Below are 17,663 nucleotides of genomic sequence, written 5' to 3'. Positions count from 1 at the left end.
TGATTGCGCTAAACGCTTGATCCAACGAAAGTCCTGCTGGCATTTTCAGTCTTTTCCTTGCCGTGGAGTCCATCGTGAGCAGTCCCCTGAGCCAGGCTTTCGCACAGAACTTCCTCGGGCATTCGCCGCGCTGGTACAAGCTGACGGTGCTCGCCTTCCTCTTGCTCAACCCCCTGCTGCTATGGCTGGCCGGGCCGGTGACAAGCGCCTGGGTGCTGGTCGGCGAGTTCATCTTCACCCTGGCCATGGCGCTGAAATGCTATCCGCTACAGCCGGGTGGCCTGTTGGTGCTGGAGGCGCTGCTGCTTGGCCTGGCTACCCCCGAGGCGCTCTATGCGGAATTGCAGCACAACTTCCCGGTGCTCCTGCTGCTGATGTTCATGGTCGCCGGCATCTACTTCATGAAGGACCTGCTGCTCCTGCTGTTTTCCCGCCTGCTGCTCGGCGTGCGCTCGAAGACCCTGCTATCGCTCCTGTTCTGCCTGCTGGCCGCCCTCCTCTCGGCCTTCCTCGACGCCCTCACCGTGACCGCCGTGGTGATCAGCGTGGCGGTGGCATTCTTCGCCGTGTATCACCGGGTCGCTTCGGGGCAGCGCGCCAGCGAGGACTACGATCCCGCCACCGACCGCCAGGTCCCCGAGCTGCACCGGGCCCATCTCGAGGAATTCCGCGCCTTCCTCCGCAGCCTGCTCATGCACGCGGCGGTCGGCACCGCGCTGGGCGGCGTCTGCACCCTGGTGGGAGAGCCGCAGAACCTGCTGATCGGCCACGAGGCCGGCTGGCATTTCGTCGAGTTCTTCCGCCAGGTCGCGCCGGTATCCATGCCGGTACTGGCGGCCGGCCTGCTGACCTGCGTGCTGCTGGAGAAGAGCCGCCGCTTCGGCTATGGCGCCCAGTTGCCGGCGGCGGTGCGCCAGGTGCTCGCCGAGTACGCCGCCAGCGAAAGCCGCAAACGCGGAGCGCAGCAGAAGGCCGCGCTGCTGGTGCAGGCCCTGGCGGCGCTGGTACTGATCGTCGGGCTGGCCCTGCATGTCGCCGAGGTCGGCCTGATCGGCCTGTTGGTGATCGTGCTGATCACTGCCTTCACCGGCGTCACCGACGAACACCAGATCGGCCGCGCCTTCCAGGAGGCCCTGCCGTTCACTGCGCTGCTGGTGGTGTTCTTCGCGGTGGTCGCGGTGATCCACCAGCAGCACCTGTTCACCCCGATCATCCAGGCGGTGCTGGCGCTGCCGGCGGAACGCCAGCCGGGCATGCTGTTCATCGCCAACGGCCTGCTCTCGGCGATCAGCGACAACGTATTCGTCGCCACCATCTACATCACCGAGGTGAAACAGGCGCTGGATGCCGGCCACATGAGCCGCGAGCATTTCGATACCCTGGCGGTGGCGATCAATACCGGCACCAACCTGCCCAGCGTAGCGACGCCCAACGGCCAGGCGGCGTTCCTCTTCCTGCTGACCTCCTCCATCGCCCCGCTGGTGCGCCTGTCGTACGGCCGCATGGTCTGGATGGCGCTACCCTACACCCTGGTGATGGGCGGCCTGGGCTGGTGGGCGGTCAGTCATTGGCTTTGAGCGTCGGCACTCCGTTGACCTGGTTGCGCCATTGCCGCCAGGTGTACATTGGGATACCGGCCATCAGCACCAGGAAGCCCCAGAAGATCGCCTGCTGGCCGGTGCCATACAGCGCCCATAGCGAGTAGGCGAAGCCCAGCGAGCCGATCACCAGCAATTGCCGGCGTGAACGCGGCGAGAACTCGTCCGGTCGCACCGCCAGCAGTTGCAACAGCGCGGCGGTGCAGAACGCGTAGGGGACCACCCCGGTCATGGTGCCGAGCAGGATGATCACGTTGAACACATCGACCAGGTCGCCATGCCCGTCGACCATCACCAGCGCCGTCACCAGCAGCCCCGAGGCCAGTAGGCCGTGGGCCGGCGCGCCGTTCTTGTTGAGCTGGCCGAGCGACTCCGGGAACAGCCCGTCGCGCGCCGGAGCCACCGGGATCTGGCCCTGCAACAGGACCCAGCCATTGAGCGCGCCCAGGCAGGCGATCACCGCCCCGGCAGCCACCAGGTAGTAGCCCCAGTCGCCCATCAGGATCCGTGCCGCGTCGGCGAACGGCGAGGTGGAGCGGGCCAGCACCTCCGGCGGCATCAGGCCCTGCACCGCAGTGATCGAGAGGATGTAGAGGGCCGCCGCGGCCAGCGTGCCGAACAGGGTCGCGCGGGGAATGGTGCGGCGCGGGTCCTCGACGTCGTCGGCCGGCACGGTGGCCGACTCCAGGCCGATGAACGACCACAGGGTCAGCGCCGCGGTGGTGGCGATCGCCTGGGCATAGCCCATGTTCGGCAGCTCGCTGCGCGCCGGGATCGCCAGGTGCTCGGGATTGAAGTGGAACCAGCCGAGGATACCGACCAGCAACAACGGCAGCAGCTTGAGGATGGTCAGCAGGTTCTGCACCACGCTGAAGGTGCCGATGCCTCGCAGGTTGATCAGGGTGCACAGCCAGATCGCGGCGATGGCCACGCAGACCATCAGCAGCGGATCCGCCAGCGCCGGGATGAACACCCGCAGGTAGCCGACCAGGGTCACGGCGATCGCCGCGTTGCCGATCCAGGCGGCTTTCCAGTAGGTCCAGGCGCACAGGTAGCCGGCGAAGCTGCCGAAACCGTCGCGGGTATAGGCGTAGGGGCCGCCGGCGCCGGGGTTGACCCGCGCCAGGCGGGCGAAGGTCAGCGCCAGCAGCACCGCGCCGGTGCTCGACACCAGCCAGCCGAACAGGCTGAGCCCGCCGAACGCCGCCAGGCTGGAGGGAAGCAGGAAGACTCCCGAACCGACCATGTTGCCGATCACCAGCGCGCTGCAGGTCCAGAACCCCATGCCGCGCTTGCCGGCCTTCTCTCCCTCCGCCATCGACACCCCTTAGCCTGTCGGCCTCATTCTTTTATGCATTCAACGGTATAGCAGCGCCCGGACGGTCCGTCCTGATGCTGCAGGCCGTGCACATCGGAGTCGAAACCAGGGAAGGCGCGCTCGAAGGTCCGCGCGAACTCGAGATAGTCGAGGATCGAGCGGGTCGCCTCGGTGAAGCGCTCACCCGGCATGATCAGCGGGATACCCGGCGGATAGGGTACCAGCATGACGGCCGCGATGCGCCCTTCCAACCGAGCGATCGGTACCGCCTCGACCTCGCCGCGCACCAGCTTGTCGTAGGCCTCGGACGGCCGCATCGCGACCTCCGGCAGCACCGTGTACATGCGCTTCATGGCCTTCGCCGTGGCGTTGTCGCGGTAGCTGGCGTGCATGGCGTCGCTGAGGTCGCGCAGGCCCACGCCGTTGTAGCGCTTGCCGCCGGCCTGGGCCACGGAGGGCAAGACGTCGAGCAGCGGCAGGTTGGCGTCGTAACAGCGCTTGAATTCGAGCAGTTCGGTGACCAGGGTGCTCCACTTGCCCTTGGTGATGCCCATCGAGAACAGCACCAGGAAGGAGTAGAGACCGGTTTTCTCCACCACCAGCCCGCGCTCCCAGAGGAAGCGGCTGACGATGGCGGCCGGAATCCCCTGCTCGCTGAGCTTGCCGCCGGCGCTCAGGCCCGGGGTGGTCAGGGTGACCTTGATCGGATCGAGCAGCACGTAGTCTTCGGCGATATCGCCGAAGCCGTGCCAGTCGGCGCTCGGCTCCAGCACCCAGTCATGGGTGCCAACCTGGTCGGTGCCCTCCACCTGCTCCGGCTGCCAGACGCCGAACCACCAGTCGTTCCGGTCCAGGTTCTGCCGTACGTTGGCCAGGGCCCGGCGGAAGCTGAGGGCCTCGTCGAAGGTCTCCTGGATCAGCGAACGCCCGGCGGGCCCTTCCATCATCGCCGAAGCCACGTCCAGCGAAGCGATGATGCCGTACTGTGGCGAGGTCGAGATGTGCATCATGAAGGCTTCGTTGAAGCGCGCCACGTCCAGCTTCCGGGTCCCGCCATCCTGCACGTGGATCATCGAGGCCTGGCTGAAAGCGGCGAGCATCTTGTGCGTGGAGTGGGTGGCGAACACCAGGGGGCCCTCCTCGCTGCGCGAGGTGCCCATGCCATAGCGTCCGTCGTAGAACTCGTGGAACGCGGCATAGGCGTACCAAGCCTCGTCGAAGTGCAACACCTCGACGCTGTCGCCGAGGGTCTGCTTGATCAGCTCGGCGTTGTAGCACAGGCCGTCGTAGGTGGAGTTGGTCACCACCGCCAGCTTCACCTTCGGCTCGCGGCCGCGCGCCAGCGGGCTGGCGGCGATCTTCGCGGCGATCGACTCCTTGCTGAATTCGCTCAGCGGGATCGGCCCGATGATTCCCAGTTCGTTGCGTTCCGGAGTGAGGTAGAGCGGTATCGCCCCGGTCATGATGATCGAGTGGAGGATCGACTTGTGGCAGTTGCGGTCCACCAGCACCAGGTCTTCGCGACCGACCATGGAATGCCAGACGATCTTGTTCGCGGTGGAAGTGCCATTGATCACGAAGAAGGTATGGTCGGCGCCGAAATTGCGCGCGGCACGGTCCTCGGCCTCGGCCAGGGGGCCGGTATGGTCGAGCAGCGAGCCCAGTTCGGGGACCGAGACCGACAGGTCGGAACGCAGCGTGTTCTCCCCGAAGAACTGGTGGAACGCCTGTCCCACCGGACTCTTGCGATAGGCGACACCGCCGCCGTGGCCCGGCGTATGCCAGGAATAGTTGGACTGCGCGGTGTGCTCGACCAGCGCACGGAAGAATGGCGGCAGCAGCCCGGCCAGGTAGTTGCGCGCCGCCCGGGCGACCTGGCGGGCGAGGAACGGCACGGTGTCTTCGAACAGGTAGAGGATGCCGCGCAACTGGTGCAGGTCGGCCATGGACTCGGCCGGCGCGTTCTCGATGGTCACCTGCTCGCCGAGGGCGAAGATCGGCAATTGCGGCGCCCGCACGCGGGCCACGCGGATCAGTTCGACCACATCCTGCAGCAGGCGCTGGTTTTCCCCGGCACCTTCGGCGGCGACCAGAATGCAGGCCAGGCCGTGGTGGGTGGAAGCGACGATGCGCCCCTCGGCGGAGCTGGCGGTGGAGAGAATGCTGAAGCCGTCCTGCTCCAGTTCGTGGGCGATGCCCCGCACGCGTTCGCCGGCAACGGTGTCGGCCTTGATGTCGCGATGGACGATGAGGACGGGAAATTTGAGGTCTTTATACATTGTTGATCCCGAGCAGCAGGCGGGCGAACCCCGCCGGTCGGCTCAGGGTAGAGACTTGCCGGCACGCGCGTAACCCCCGGCGGCTTGCCCTTGTAAGAAAAGGTCGCGGCAACACAAGTCGGCGCGCCGCGCTTGCCTCCTCTCCCGCCAGCGAGGAGCATGGACCTCTCTGCCCTGCTACGGAGCGACAACGATGCGCAGCGCTTATCGGATCGTCAGCGATCACTATGCGGCCTCTAGCCGTGGGAACCTCGCCGGAATGCTGGCGGACATGGACGAACGCACCGAATGGACGGAAATGGCCGGTTTCCCGCTGGCCGGCACCTATGTCGGCGCGGCCGCCATCGGCGCCGGTGTGTTCCAGGCCTTGCAGCGGGACTGGGAGGGCTTCAGGGTCGAGATCGAGCGCCTGATCGACGGCGGCGACAGCGTGGTCGCCGTCGGTCGATATGCAGCGACCCACCGTCGCAGCGGCAAGTCGTTCGAAGCGCGTGTGGCACACGTATGGACGGTAGAGGACGGCAGGATCCGCCGTTTCGAGCAGTTCTGCGACACCTTGCTGGTGGACCGGGCGACACGCTGAACGCGGCGCCCGTGGTGCATGGGCAGGCTATTCGCCGACCGGCGCCTCCAGTTGCGCCCAGAGTGACGGACCACCTGCCGACTTCTCGATCACCGCCAGCCGCGCCGCATGCGCAGCCAGCTCTTCGGCGTTGGCGCGCAGCACCGGGGTGGCTACCCGCGCCGGATCGAGCCGACGGATCGGGCTGACCATCGGCCGGCCGCTGCCGTCGCCTTCCGCGCCGCTGCCGGCCAGCGACAGGCTGGTCTGGCCGCCGGTCATCGCCAGGTAGACGTCGGCGAGGATCTCGGCGTCGAGCAACGCGCCGTGCAGGTCGCGACCGGAGTTGTCCACGCCGTAGCGCTTGCACAACGCATCGAGGTTGTTGCGCTGGCCCGGATGGCGCTCGCGGGCCATCAGCAGGGTATCCAGCACCGAGCAGTACTCGGTCACGTCCGAGCGGTCCTGCTGGCCCAGCAGGGCGAACTCGTTGTTGATGAAGCCGATATCGAACGCCGCGTTGTGGATGATCAGCTGGGCGCCGCGGATGAATTCGAAGAAATCGTTGGCGACCTCGCGGAAGCGCGGCTTGTCCTTCAGGTATTCGTTGGTGATGCCGTGGACGGCGATCGCCCCTTCGTCGACCTCGCGATCGGGTTGCAGGTAGACGTGGAAGTGGCGACCGGTCAGGCGGCGCCCCTCCAGCTCGACACAGCCGATCTCGATGATCCGGTGACCATCGGTCACCGGCATGCCGGTGGTTTCGGTATCCAGTACGACGCTACGCATCTATAGAGCCTTTCTCTGTTTCGCTGCAGCCGTGGCTGCTGAACGCTTGTTTCGGTGTGGCCGCTCAGCGCGGCAATTCGGCGACGCCACGGTTGGCCAACTGGTCGGCCCGCTCGTTGCCGGGGTCGCCGGTATGCCCGCGGACCCACTGCCACTCCACCTGGTGCCGGGCGACCTGTTCATCCAGGGCCTGCCAGAGGTCGGCATTCTTGACCGGCTGCTTGCTGGCGGTCTTCCAGCCGCGCTTCTTCCAGTTCGGCAACCATTCGGTGATGCCGCGCATCACGTATTCCGAGTCGGTGATCAGACGGATCGGACAGGAACGCTTGAGTGCCGCCAGCGCCTGGATCGCCGCCATCAGCTCCATGCGGTTGTTGGTGGTGTCCGGCTCGCCGCCCCAAAGCTCTCGCTCGGCGCCCTTGTAGAGGAGCAACGCCCCCCAGCCGCCGCGCCCAGGGTTGCCCTTGCAGGCGCCGTCGGTATAGATCACTACCTGTTCTTTATCTGTCATGCCTAAATTTCGGAATCTCGCCGGCTGACTTTCGCCACCGGCATGGGCACCAGCTGACCGCGCGGTTCGCGCTTGCTCTGGCGCAACGGGCGCAACCCCACGACCAGCTTGCGTGCCACCAATAGATAGAAGCCGGCGCCCGAAGACTGCCAGGCGTCGCCCCAGCGCTCCAGGCGAGCCAGGCGCGATTGCCAGGCTGCCGACGCAAGCGGCGGACGATAGCACCCGAAGCGCCGTTTCTCCAGCGCGAAGCCCAGCAGGTTGAGCCAATCGCAGGCCCGCGACGGAGGAATGCAGCGGGCCTGGCGCAAGGCATCCCCGGCGAAATAATGACGGATGCCCCACAGGCTCCATGGGTTGATGCCGATCAGCAGCAGGTGGCCGCCCGGACGAACGGTACGCGCGGCTTCGCGCAGGAGACGGTGAGGCGACAGGCAGAAATCCAGGCCGTGTTGCAGCAGGACCACGTCCGCGGCATGTTCGCTGAGCGGCCAGGCGCCCTCTTCGCAGGCGATGTCCACGCCCGGCAGCGGCGGCCCCAGGCGCACGCCGCGCTGAATCTGCCCGGTGCTCGGCGGCAGTTCGGCATGCGGCCCGTAGTGCACCAGGTAGCCACCGAAGTAACGGGTCAGCTCGTCGCACAACAGGCGTCGCTCCTCGGCCAGCATCAGGCTGCCCAGCGGGCCCTGGAACCAGTCGCGCGCCCGGTTGATCGATGCCAGCCACTCGGCATCGGTCTGGGCGAAGGCTTGCGGTTCGTTCATGCGTACCTCCAGCGTCTTCCCCTTCGCGGCGACGGACGCCGGCACGACGGGAAAATAAGCAATACTATGCGCCAATGACTTCTGCTTAGCGACATCGACCCATGATACAGATCGACGCCCTGCCCGCCTTCAACGACAACTACATCTGGCTGTTGCAAGATGCGACAAGCCGTCGCTGCGCGGTGGTCGACCCCGGCGATGCCAAGCCGGTGGAAGCCTGGCTGGCCGCCCATCCCGACTGGCGGTTGAGCGATATCCTGGTGACCCACCACCATCACGACCACGTCGGCGGCGTCGCGGCCCTGAAGGAACTGACCGGCGCGCGGGTTCTCGGCCCGGCCAACGAGAAGATCCCGGCCCGCGACCTGGCGCTGGAAGACGGCGAACGGGTCGAGGTGCTCGGCCTGGTCTTCGAGATCTTCCACGTGCCCGGCCATACCCTCGGCCATATCGCCTACTACCACCCGGCGGAGACGCCGCTGCTGTTCTGCGGCGACACCCTGTTCGCCGCCGGCTGCGGCCGTCTCTTCGAAGGCACCCCGGCGCAGATGCACCATTCCCTGGCGCGACTGGCCGCGCTGCCGGCCAACACCCGGGTCTACTGCACCCACGAGTACACGCTGAGCAACCTGCGCTTCGCGCTGGCGGTGGAGCCCGACAACGCGGCGCTGCGGGAACGCTTCGAGGAAGCGACCCGGCTGCGCGAACGGGACCGCATCACCCTGCCGTCGGAAATCTCGCTGGAATTGTCGACCAATCCATTTCTTCGCGTTTCGGAAAAATCTGTTAAGAAAAAAGCCGACCAGCGGAGCGGCCAGCAAAACCGCACCCCGGAGGAGGTTTTCGCCGTCCTGAGGGCCTGGAAGGACCAGTTCTGAAGGTTGGCGAAATCTTGACCACTCTTGAGGTCATTTCTAGAATCGGCTGAATTTTTGCCCGGAACAGCACTCAGCCGATGCCGCCACAGACACGTAAAACCCCCGATCTAGACGCCCTGGCTCGCGCCGTTCGGGTGTCCATCCTGCTCATCGCCGGTGCGCTCGCCGGCTGCCAGGGCAGCGGCCAGATCAAGGGGGAGGCCCAGGCCAAAGCAGCACGTCCCGGCGCCCGAGCCGTCGACGTCCAGTTCAACCCCTCCTGGCTGCATACCCAGCCCGGCCAGAACGCCGCCTACAACGACATCTGGGACCGCATGCGCGACGGTTTCCAGCTCCAGGATGCAATCAGCACCAACCCGCGCATCGAACGCCAGCGCCTCTGGTTCCTCAGCAACCAGTCGTTCCTCGAACAATCGAGCGCGCGCGGCAGCCTCTACATGCACTACGTGGTCGAGCGCCTGGAAGAACGCAACATGCCGCTCGAACTGGCGCTGCTGCCGGTCATCGAAAGCGCCTATAACCCCTTCGCCCTGTCGCGCAGCAACGCCGCCGGCCTCTGGCAGTTCATTCCCGCCACCGGCCAGCATTTCAACCTGCGCCAGACCAATTTCTACGACGGTCGCCGCGACATCACCGCCTCGACCAATGCCGCCCTGACCTATCTCGAGCGCCTGCACGACATGTTCAACGGCGACTGGATGCTCGCCCTGGCGGCCTACAACGCCGGCGAAGGCACTGTCAGCCGCGCCATCGAACGCAACGAGAAACTGGGCCTGCCGACCGACTACTGGAACCTGCCGCTGCCGCAGGAAACCCAGGACTACGTACCCAAGCTGCTCGCCCTCTCACAGATCGTCATGGCGCCGGATTCCTACGGCATCAGCCTGAACCCGATCAACAACGAGCCCTACTTCCAGGCCGTCCGGGTCAAGCGCGGGATCGACCTGTCCAGCGTCGCCGCGCTGGCGAACCTGGACGAGGACGAGCTGTACCAGCTGAACCCGGCCTACAAGCGCCGCGTGACCATGGACGGCCCCCAGCAACTGTTGGTGCCGATGGAGAAAGCGGCGTTCCTGACCGCCTCGCTGGACACCCTCAAGCCGAAGGAAGTCACCGCCTGGCAGCAATACCGGGTGCGTAGCGGCGACAGCCTGCACAGCATCGCCAACCGCTATCGGATCACCGTAGCAGAGCTCAAGAGCGCCAACCGCCTGTCCAGCAACCACCTGCGCAAGGGCCAGCAACTGAGCATCCCCGGGCAGATCGCCGGCGGCGCCGTCAAGCCGGTCTACCAGCAACTCGCCCGACAGGCTTCCACCCCGGCCAGGACCCGCTCCTATAAGGTCAAGAACGGCGACAGCCTGTGGCAGATCGCCCGCAACAACGGCGTCGACGTCAACGACCTGAAGCGCTGGAACGGCCTGGACAAGCACGCCCTGAAGGTCGGCCAGACCCTCAAGCTGCAAGGCGGCACCCAGGCCCTGGCGGCCCGCAAGGGAAACGCCGCCGGCAAGCGCGACAGCGCCACCTACTACAAGGTCAAGCAAGGCGACTCGATGTACCTGATCGCCAAGCGCTTCAATGTCGAGATGAAGCACCTGCAGCGCTGGAACCCGCGCAGCAAGCAGGCGCTCAAGCCCGGCCAGACCCTGACCCTGTACCTGGACACCGCGAGCCGCTGACAGCCCATTGCAGGCCGTCCCGAAACGCCACGCCCGCTCCTGCCGGCGTGGCGTTTTCGCAAGCGCGGCCAGAACCCCGGACCCTAGGCCGGACAGGCCCGCGCTCCCTCTTTTTTCCTGTGCGGGCAAGGTGTTACTGTTGCCTGACGATTCGTTGTCAAAAATAGCCAAGGACCCGGACACACGCCTGATGCGTCGCCTCTCCTTCCTGATCCTCGGCCTGGCCGTGAGCCTGCCCAGCTTCGCCGCGATTACCCAGAGCCATGGTTATGCCCAATTCGGCACGCTCAAGTATCCGGCCAATTTCCAGCACTTCGACTGGACCAATCCCGACGCCCCCAAAGGCGGCACCTTGCGCCTGATGGCCTCGGGCAGCTTCGACACGCTCAACCCCTACACCCTGAAAGGCACCAGCCCGATCGGCACCGGCGATTTCCTCCAGTACGGAGTCAACGAGCTGAACGAACCATTGATGGTGGGCACCGGCCTGTACGACCCGTCCGGCGACGAACCAGCCTCCAGCTATGGCCTGATCGCGAAGAGCGTGGAATACGCGGAAAACCGCAGCTGGGTGGTATTCAACCTGCGGCCGGAAGCGCGCTTCCACGACGGCAGGCCGATCACCGCCAGCGACGTGGCCTTTTCCTATCGCACCCTGGTCAAGCAGGGGCACCCGATGTACCGCACCTACCTGCAGGAGGTGAAGCGGGTCGATATCCTCACCCCCCACCGGGTGCGTTTCGTCCTGCGGCGCTCCGGCAACCCGCTGCTGATCCTGCGCCTGGGCGAGCTTCCGGTGCTGCCGCAGCATTACTGGAAGGATCGCGACTTCCGCGCCACCACCTTCACCGCGCCGCTGGGCAGCGGTCCCTATCGCATCGTCGAGGTCGATCCCGGACGCCGCCTGGTGTTCGAACGCGTGAAGGGCTGGTGGGGCGAAAAACTGCCGGTGAACCGCGGCAAATACAATTTCGACCGGGTCGTGGTGGACTTCTACCGGGACAACGGCGTCGCCTTCGAAGCCTTCAAGGCCGGCGAGTTCGACTTCTACATCGAGCACCAGGCGAAGAACTGGCTGAACAACTATCGCTTCCCCGCGGTTCTGCGCGGCGGTGTGATCCGCACGGAAATCCCGCACCAGATCCCCAGCCAGACCCAGGCGTTGTTCATGAACACCCGTCGCGCCGTGTTCAAGGAGCGCGCGCTACGCCAGGCGCTGGGCGAGATGTTCGACTTCGAATGGACCAATCGCGCCCTCTTCAGCAATTCCTACCTGCGCTCGCGCAGCTACTACCCGAACAGCGAATTCGCCGCCAGCGGCGTCCCGGAGGGCCAGGAATGGCTGTACCTGTCGCCGTACCGCAAGCAATTGCCGGCGCAGTTGTTCAAACAGCCGTTCAGCCTGCCGACCACCGAGGGGCGCGGCATTCCCCGTGAAACCCTCAGGCATGCACTCGGTCTACTGGCCGATGCCGGCTGGAAGCTGTCCGGCGACCGACTGCTGAATAAAAAGGGCGAACCGCTGCGCTTCGAAATCCTGCTGGTCAATCCGAGCCTGGAGCGTATTCTCCAGCCCTATCGCGAAAACCTCGCCAGCATCGGCATCGACGCGCGCCTGCGTACCGTCGACCGCGCCCAATACAAGCAGCGCCTGGACCAGTTCGACTACGACATGATCCTCATGACCCTGCCACAGACCCTCAGTCCCGGCCTGGAACAGTGGCAGTACTTCCACTCCAGCCAGGTGAAGGTCAAGGGCAGCAAGAATTACGCGGGCATCGCCAACCCGGTGGTCGACGCCATGCTCAACCGCCTGCTCGGCGCCCACAGCCGCGACGAACAGGTCGCCGCCGCGCGCGCCCTGGACCGGACCTTGCTCTGGCAGTACTACAGCATTCCCAACTGGTACCTCAATTCGCACCGTCTGGCGTACCGCAACCGCTTCGCCTTCGTCGCCACCCCGCCCTACACCCTGGGCCTGCGCGCGTGGTGGCAGAAAAACCTGGAGACGTCCCGATGATCCGTCCCCGCTTCACCCCTCTGCTGGCAGCCCTGCTGCTCGGCTGCTGCGGCCCGCTCCTCGCCGCCCCGAAACATGCACTGACGCTCTACGATGAGCCTCCGAAGTATCCCGCCGATTTCAAGCATTTCGACTACGTGAATCCGGATGCGCCGAAAGGCGGCATCCTCCGCCAGGCCGACTTCGGCGGCTTCGACAGCCTCAACCCGTTCATCGGCAAGGGCGTCTCGGCCCCTTCGCTGGGCCTGATCTACGACACCCTGGCCTTCCAGTCGCAGGACGAGCCGTTCACCGAATACGGCCTGCTCGCGGAGAAGATCGAGAAGGCACCGGACAACAGCTACGTGCGCTTCTACCTGCGTCCCCAGGCCCGTTTCAGCGATGGCACGCCGGTCACCGCCGAAGACGTGGTGTTCACCTTCGAGACGCTGGTGAGCAAGGGCGACCCGATGTACCGCAACTACTATGCGGACGTCGACAAGGTGGTCGCCGAGGACAAGCTTCGCGTGCGCTTCGACTTCAAGCACGCCGGCAACCGCGAACTGCCGCTGATCCTCGGGCAGATCGCGATCCTGCCGAAACACTGGTGGGCCGACCGCGACTTTTCCAAGACCGGCATGGAAATCCCGGTAGGCAGCGGTCCCTACCGCATCGCCAAGGTCGATCCGGGACGCTCCATCAGCTACGAGCGAGTCAAGGACTGGTGGGCCAAGGACCTTCCGGTCTCCCGCGGACTCTATAACTTCGACACCATCACCATCGACTCCTATCGCGACATGTCGGTCGCCCTGGAAGCCTTCAAGGCCGGCCAGTACGACGTCAACCTCGAATATTCGGCGAAGGACTGGGCCACCGGCTACGAGTCGCCGGCATTGCGCGACGGGCGCTTCATCAAGGCCAGCATCCACAACCACAACCCGGTGGGGATGCAGGGCTTCGCCTTCAATATCCGCCGCCCGGTGTTCCAGGACCGCCGGGTACGCCAGGCGATCAGCCTGCTGTTCGACTTCGAATGGTCGAACAAGCAGCTGTTCTTCAGCTCCTACAAGCGCACCAACAGCTATTTCGAGAACTCGGAGATGGCCGCCCACCAGTTGCCCAGCGAAGCCGAGCTGAAGATCCTCGAACCGCTGCGCGGCAAGATTCCCGACGAGGCCTTCGACCAGGTCTTCCAGAATCCGGTCAACGACGGCAGCGGGGTGATCCGCGAGCAGCGGCGCAAGGCCTACCAGTTGCTCACCGAGGCCGGCTACAGGATCGAGAACAACCGCATGGTAGGTCCCGACGGCCAGCCACTGAGCTTCGAATTCATGCTGTTCCAGGCCAACATGGAACGGGTCATCCTGCCGTTCAAGCGCAACCTGGCCGAACTTGGCATCGACATGCAGATCCGTCGCGTCGACGTCTCGCAGTTCGTCAACCGCCTGCGCTCGCGGGATTTCGACATGACCTCGGCGACCTGGCCGCAATCCAACTCGCCAGGCAACGAACAGCGAGAGTTCTGGCATTCCAGCAGCGCCGACAAGGCCGGCAGCCGCAACTTCATCGGCCTCAAGGACCCGGCCATCGACAGCCTGGTGGAAAGCCTGATCCAGTCCGACTCGCGGCAAAGCCTGATCGACCATACCCGCGCCCTCGACCGCGTACTGTCGTGGGGCTACTACGTGGTTCCCAACTACTACGTCGATACCTGGCGGGTCGCCTACTGGAACCGTTTCGGCCGGCCGAAGGTGACGCCACTCTACGACTGGGGCCTGATGACCTGGTGGCAGACCAGCGACAAGGCGCTGCCGAGCAAGGCGCAAGCCGAAGCCGCGCAAGACGCCGAGCCGGAACGGGAGTAACGCCGCATGCTCTCCTATATCCTGCGGCGCCTGCTGCTGATCGTCCCTACCCTGTTCGGCATCCTGCTGATCAACTTCATCATCATCCAGGCCGCTCCCGGCGGTCCGGTGGAGCAGATGATCGCCAAGCTGGAAGGCTTCGACGCCGCTTCCGGCGGCGCCACCGGGCGCATCTCCGGCGGCGGCGGCGAAGTCGCCGTGGCCGGCTCGCAATACCGCGGCGCGCAAGGCCTGGACCCGGAACTGGTGAAAGAGATCGAGCGCATGTACGGCTTCGACAAGTCGGCCCCCGAGCGCTTCATGATCATGCTGAAGAACTACCTGCACCTGGACTTCGGGCAGAGCTTCTTCCGCGACGCCAAGGTCACCGACCTGATCATCGAGAAATTGCCGGTGTCGATCTCGCTCGGGCTCTGGAGCACGCTGATCATGTACCTGGTGTCGATCCCGCTGGGGATCGCCAAGGCGGTCCGCCATGGCAGCGTCTTCGACATCTGGACCAGCTCGGCGATCATCGTCGGCTACGCCATTCCCGCCTTCCTCTTCGCCATCCTGCTGGTGGTGCTGTTCGCCGGCGGCAGCTACTGGGACTGGTTCCCCCTGCGCGGCCTGACCTCGAACAACTTCGACCAGCTCAGCCTCGGCGGCAAGGTGCTCGACTATTTCTGGCACCTGGCCTTGCCGGTAACCGCCCTGGTGATCGGCAACTTCGCCACCATCACGCTGCTGACCAAGAACAGCTTCCTCGACGAGATCGGCAAGCAATACGTGGTCACCGCCCGCGCCAAGGGCCTGACCGAACGCCGCGTGCTCTACGGGCACGTATTCCGCAACGCCATGCTGCTGGTGATTGCCGGCCTGCCGGCTGCGCTGCTGGGGATCTTCTTCACCGGTTCGCTGTTGATCGAGGTGATCTTCTCCCTCGACGGCCTCGGCCTGCTCAGCTTCGAAGCGGCGATGAACCGCGACTACCCGGTGGTCTTCGGCACGCTGTTCATCTTCACCCTGTTCGGGCTGGTCATGAAGCTGATCAGCGATATCGTCTACACCCTGGTCGATCCGCGCATCGACTTCGAGAACCGGGAGTAATCCGATGCGCCTGTCTCCCATCAACCAGCGCCGCTGGGCCCGCTTCAAGAGCAACAAGCGTGGCTGGTGGTCGCTCTGGCTGTTCCTCATCCTGTTCGTCGGCAGCCTCGGCGCCGAACTGATCGCCAACGACAAACCGCTGGTCGTGCATTACGACGGCGGCTGGTACTTCCCGGTCTTCAAACGCTACCCGGAAACCACCTTCGGCGGCGAATTCCCCCTGGAAGCCAACTACAAGAGCCCCTACATCAGCCAACTGATCGCCGAGAAGGACGGCTGGGTGCTTTGGCCGCCGATCCCCTACAGCTACGACACCATCAACTACGAGCTGAAGGTTCCCGCCCCCGCCCCGCCGTCGGCGGAAAACTGGCTGGGCACCGACGACCAGGCCCGCGACGTGCTCGCCCGGGTGATCTACGGCTTCCGCGTGTCGATCCTCTTCGCCCTGACCCTGACCGTGCTCAGTTCTCTGATCGGCGTCACCGTCGGCGCCCTGCAAGGCTACTACGGCGGCTGGGTCGACCTGCTCGGCCAGCGTTTCCTGGAAGTCTGGTCGGGGCTGCCGGTGCTCTACCTGCTGATCATCCTGGCCAGCTTCGTCCAGCCGAACTTCTGGTGGCTGCTGGGCATCATGCTGCTGTTTTCCTGGATGAGCCTGGTGGACGTGGTCCGCGCCGAGTTCCTCCGCGGGCGCAACCTGGAATACGTCCGCGCCGCCCGGGCCCTCGGCATGCGCAACAGCGCCATCATGTTCCGTCACATCCTGCCGAACGCGATGATCTCGACCCTGACCTTCATGCCGTTCATCCTCACCGGCGCCATCGGCACCCTCACCTCCCTGGACTTCCTCGGCTTCGGCCTGCCGCCTGGCGCGCCGTCGCTGGGCGAGTTGGTCGCCCAGGGCAAGTCCAACCTCCAGGCACCCTGGCTGGGCATTTCCGCCTTCGTGGTGCTGGCGGTCATGCTGAGCCTGCTGGTGTTCATCGGCGAAGCCGCCCGCGACGCTTTCGACCCGAGGAAATGAGATGAGCGAGAACATTCTGGAAATCCGCGACCTCGCCGTCGAATTCCTCTCCGGCGAGCAACGCCAGCGGGTGGTCGAAGGCGTCAGCTTCGACATCCGCCAGGGCGAGACCCTGGCCCTGGTCGGCGAAAGCGGCTCGGGCAAGTCGGTGACCGCCCACTCGATCCTGCGCCTGCTGCCCTACTCCGTCGCCAGCCACCCAGCAGGCAGCATCCACTACCAGGGCGAGGATCTGCTCAAGCTCCCGGAACGGCGCCTGCGCGGGATCCGCGGCAACCGCATCGCCATGGTCTTCCAGGAACCCATGACCTCGCTCAATCCGCTGCATACCATCGAGAAGCAGCTCGCCGAGGTCCTCGCCCTGCACAAGGGCCTGGGTGGCGCCAAGGCCAGCGCGAGAATTCTCGAACTGCTCGAGCTGGTCGGCATCCCCGAGCCGGCCAAGCGCCTGAAAGCCTATCCACACGAACTCTCCGGCGGCCAGCGGCAGCGCGTGATGATCGCCATGGCCCTGGCCTGCGAGCCGCAACTGCTGATCGCCGACGAACCGACCACCGCGCTCGACGTCACCGTCCAGTTGAAGATCCTCGATCTGCTCAAGGACCTGCAGGCACGCCTGGGCATGTCCCTGCTGCTGATCACCCACGACCTCAACCTGGTCCGGCGCATCGCCCACCGCGTCTGCGTCATGCAACAAGGGCGGATCGTCGAGCAGGCTTCCTGCCAGGAACTCTTCGCAGCCCCGCGACACCCCTATACCCGCGAGCTGCTCAACGCCGAGCCCAGCGGTGCGCCGGCAAGCAACCCGCCGGGTGAAACCCTGTTGGCGGTGGACGACCTGCGGGTCTGGTTCCCGATCCGCAAAGGCGTGTTCCGCCGCACCGTGGACCACGTCAAGGCGGTCGACGGGGTCAATTTCGAACTACCCCGCGGGCAGACGCTGGGCATCGTTGGCGAAAGCGGCTCGGGCAAGTCGACCCTTGGCCTGGCGATCCTGCGGCTGCTGGAAAGCCAGGGCGGCATCCGCTTCGAAGGCACCCGGCTGGACGGTCTCGCGCAACATGACGTGCGCCCGCTGCGCCGCGAGATGCAGGTGGTGTTCCAGGACCCGTATGGCAGCCTCAGCCCACGCATGTGTGTCGGCGAGATCGTCGGCGAAGGCCTGCGCATCCATAGGATCGGCAGCGAGGCCGAACAGGAGCAGGCGATCATCGACGCGCTGGTGGAGGTCGGGCTCGATCCGCAGACCCGCTACCGTTACCCCCACGAATTCTCCGGCGGCCAGCGCCAGCGCATCGCCATCGC

At 65.5% G+C, this 17,663-nt stretch carries 14 protein-coding genes; 9 read left to right on the top strand and 5 right to left on the bottom strand.

Annotation, left to right across the window (positions count from 1 at the left end):
* Window positions 1-74: 74 nt before the first annotated feature.
* Complete coding sequence (gene nhaB / locus HMPREF2716_RS22020; protein ID WP_003113594.1) at window positions 75-1,577, top strand: sodium/proton antiporter NhaB; 1,503 nt, start codon at window positions 75-77, stop codon at window positions 1,575-1,577.
* On the opposite strand, the gene HMPREF2716_RS22015 is transcribed toward nhaB, so the two are convergent.
* Both HMPREF2716_RS22015 and ldcA read right to left on the bottom strand, forming a co-directional pair.
* Window positions 1,561-2,916, bottom strand: coding sequence for an amino acid permease (locus HMPREF2716_RS22015; RefSeq protein WP_023518569.1), 1,356 nt, complete (start codon window positions 2,914-2,916; stop codon window positions 1,561-1,563). The two genes, nhaB and HMPREF2716_RS22015, sit on opposite strands and share 17 nt — an antisense overlap.
* Window positions 2,917-2,939: 23 nt before the next feature.
* Window positions 2,940-5,195, bottom strand: a complete 2,256-nt coding sequence (gene ldcA, locus HMPREF2716_RS22010; protein ID WP_003087961.1) for a lysine-specific pyridoxal 5'-phosphate-dependent carboxylase LdcA — start codon at window positions 5,193-5,195, stop codon at window positions 2,940-2,942.
* A 193-nt stretch (window positions 5,196-5,388) separates the two neighbouring features.
* Between ldcA and HMPREF2716_RS22005 the strand changes: the two genes are divergently transcribed.
* Entirely contained in the window at window positions 5,389-5,778 is a 390-nt protein-coding gene (locus tag HMPREF2716_RS22005) for a nuclear transport factor 2 family protein (protein WP_004349250.1), read from the top strand.
* Window positions 5,779-5,805: 27 nt separating this feature from the next.
* Here the strand turns inward: HMPREF2716_RS22005 and dnaQ are convergent, their stop codons facing one another.
* The 3 genes from dnaQ to HMPREF2716_RS21990 form a co-directional block, all read right to left on the bottom strand.
* A complete protein-coding gene (dnaQ, locus tag HMPREF2716_RS22000; protein WP_003087958.1) occupies window positions 5,806-6,546 on the bottom strand; it encodes a DNA polymerase III subunit epsilon in 741 nt (246 codons plus the stop codon).
* Between the two features lie 64 nt (window positions 6,547-6,610).
* Window positions 6,611-7,057: a ribonuclease HI gene (rnhA, locus tag HMPREF2716_RS21995; protein WP_003087954.1), complete on the bottom strand. Its 447-nt coding sequence runs from the start codon at window positions 7,055-7,057 to the stop codon at window positions 6,611-6,613.
* Window positions 7,058-7,059: 2 nt separating this feature from the next.
* Window positions 7,060-7,821 (bottom strand): methyltransferase domain-containing protein, encoded by a 762-nt coding sequence (locus tag HMPREF2716_RS21990; RefSeq protein WP_003087952.1) that lies wholly within the window; start codon window positions 7,819-7,821, stop codon window positions 7,060-7,062.
* A gap of 101 nt (window positions 7,822-7,922) precedes the next feature.
* Here HMPREF2716_RS21990 and gloB point away from each other — a divergent pair, with 101 nt between their 5' ends.
* The 7 genes from gloB to HMPREF2716_RS21955 form a co-directional block, all read left to right on the top strand.
* The gene (gloB, locus tag HMPREF2716_RS21985) at window positions 7,923-8,699 is read left to right on the top strand and encodes a hydroxyacylglutathione hydrolase (protein WP_012614279.1); all 777 of its coding nucleotides are present in this window, start codon (window positions 7,923-7,925) and stop codon (window positions 8,697-8,699) included.
* A gap of 77 nt (window positions 8,700-8,776) precedes the next feature.
* Window positions 8,777-10,381, top strand: coding sequence for a lytic transglycosylase domain-containing protein (locus HMPREF2716_RS21980; protein WP_003120244.1), 1,605 nt, complete (start codon window positions 8,777-8,779; stop codon window positions 10,379-10,381).
* Between the two features lie 190 nt (window positions 10,382-10,571).
* Window positions 10,572-12,401: an extracellular solute-binding protein gene (locus HMPREF2716_RS21975; RefSeq protein ID WP_009876257.1), complete on the top strand. Its 1,830-nt coding sequence runs from the start codon at window positions 10,572-10,574 to the stop codon at window positions 12,399-12,401.
* Window positions 12,398-14,245, top strand: coding sequence for an extracellular solute-binding protein (locus HMPREF2716_RS21970; RefSeq protein WP_003087944.1), 1,848 nt, complete (start codon window positions 12,398-12,400; stop codon window positions 14,243-14,245). Before HMPREF2716_RS21975 ends, HMPREF2716_RS21970 begins: the two co-directional genes overlap by 4 nt.
* A gap of 6 nt (window positions 14,246-14,251) precedes the next feature.
* On the top strand, window positions 14,252-15,334 hold the full coding sequence (locus HMPREF2716_RS21965; RefSeq protein WP_003098134.1) for a microcin C ABC transporter permease YejB: 1,083 nt from the start codon (window positions 14,252-14,254) through the stop codon (window positions 15,332-15,334).
* Window positions 15,335-15,338: 4 nt separating this feature from the next.
* A complete protein-coding gene (locus HMPREF2716_RS21960) occupies window positions 15,339-16,358 on the top strand; it encodes an ABC transporter permease (RefSeq protein ID WP_003087942.1) in 1,020 nt (339 codons plus the stop codon).
* Window position 16,359: 1 nt separating this feature from the next.
* On the top strand, window positions 16,360-17,663 hold a 1,304-nt coding region (locus HMPREF2716_RS21955), incomplete at its 3' end, for an ABC transporter ATP-binding protein (RefSeq protein ID WP_070622007.1).

It is taken from the genome of Pseudomonas sp. HMSC076A11 (assembly GCF_001810205.1).
Classification (GTDB): domain Bacteria; phylum Pseudomonadota; class Gammaproteobacteria; order Pseudomonadales; family Pseudomonadaceae; genus Pseudomonas; species Pseudomonas aeruginosa.
Note: the sequence above shows the minus strand (reverse complement) of the source record. Positions and strands in the feature narration are given on the sequence as shown.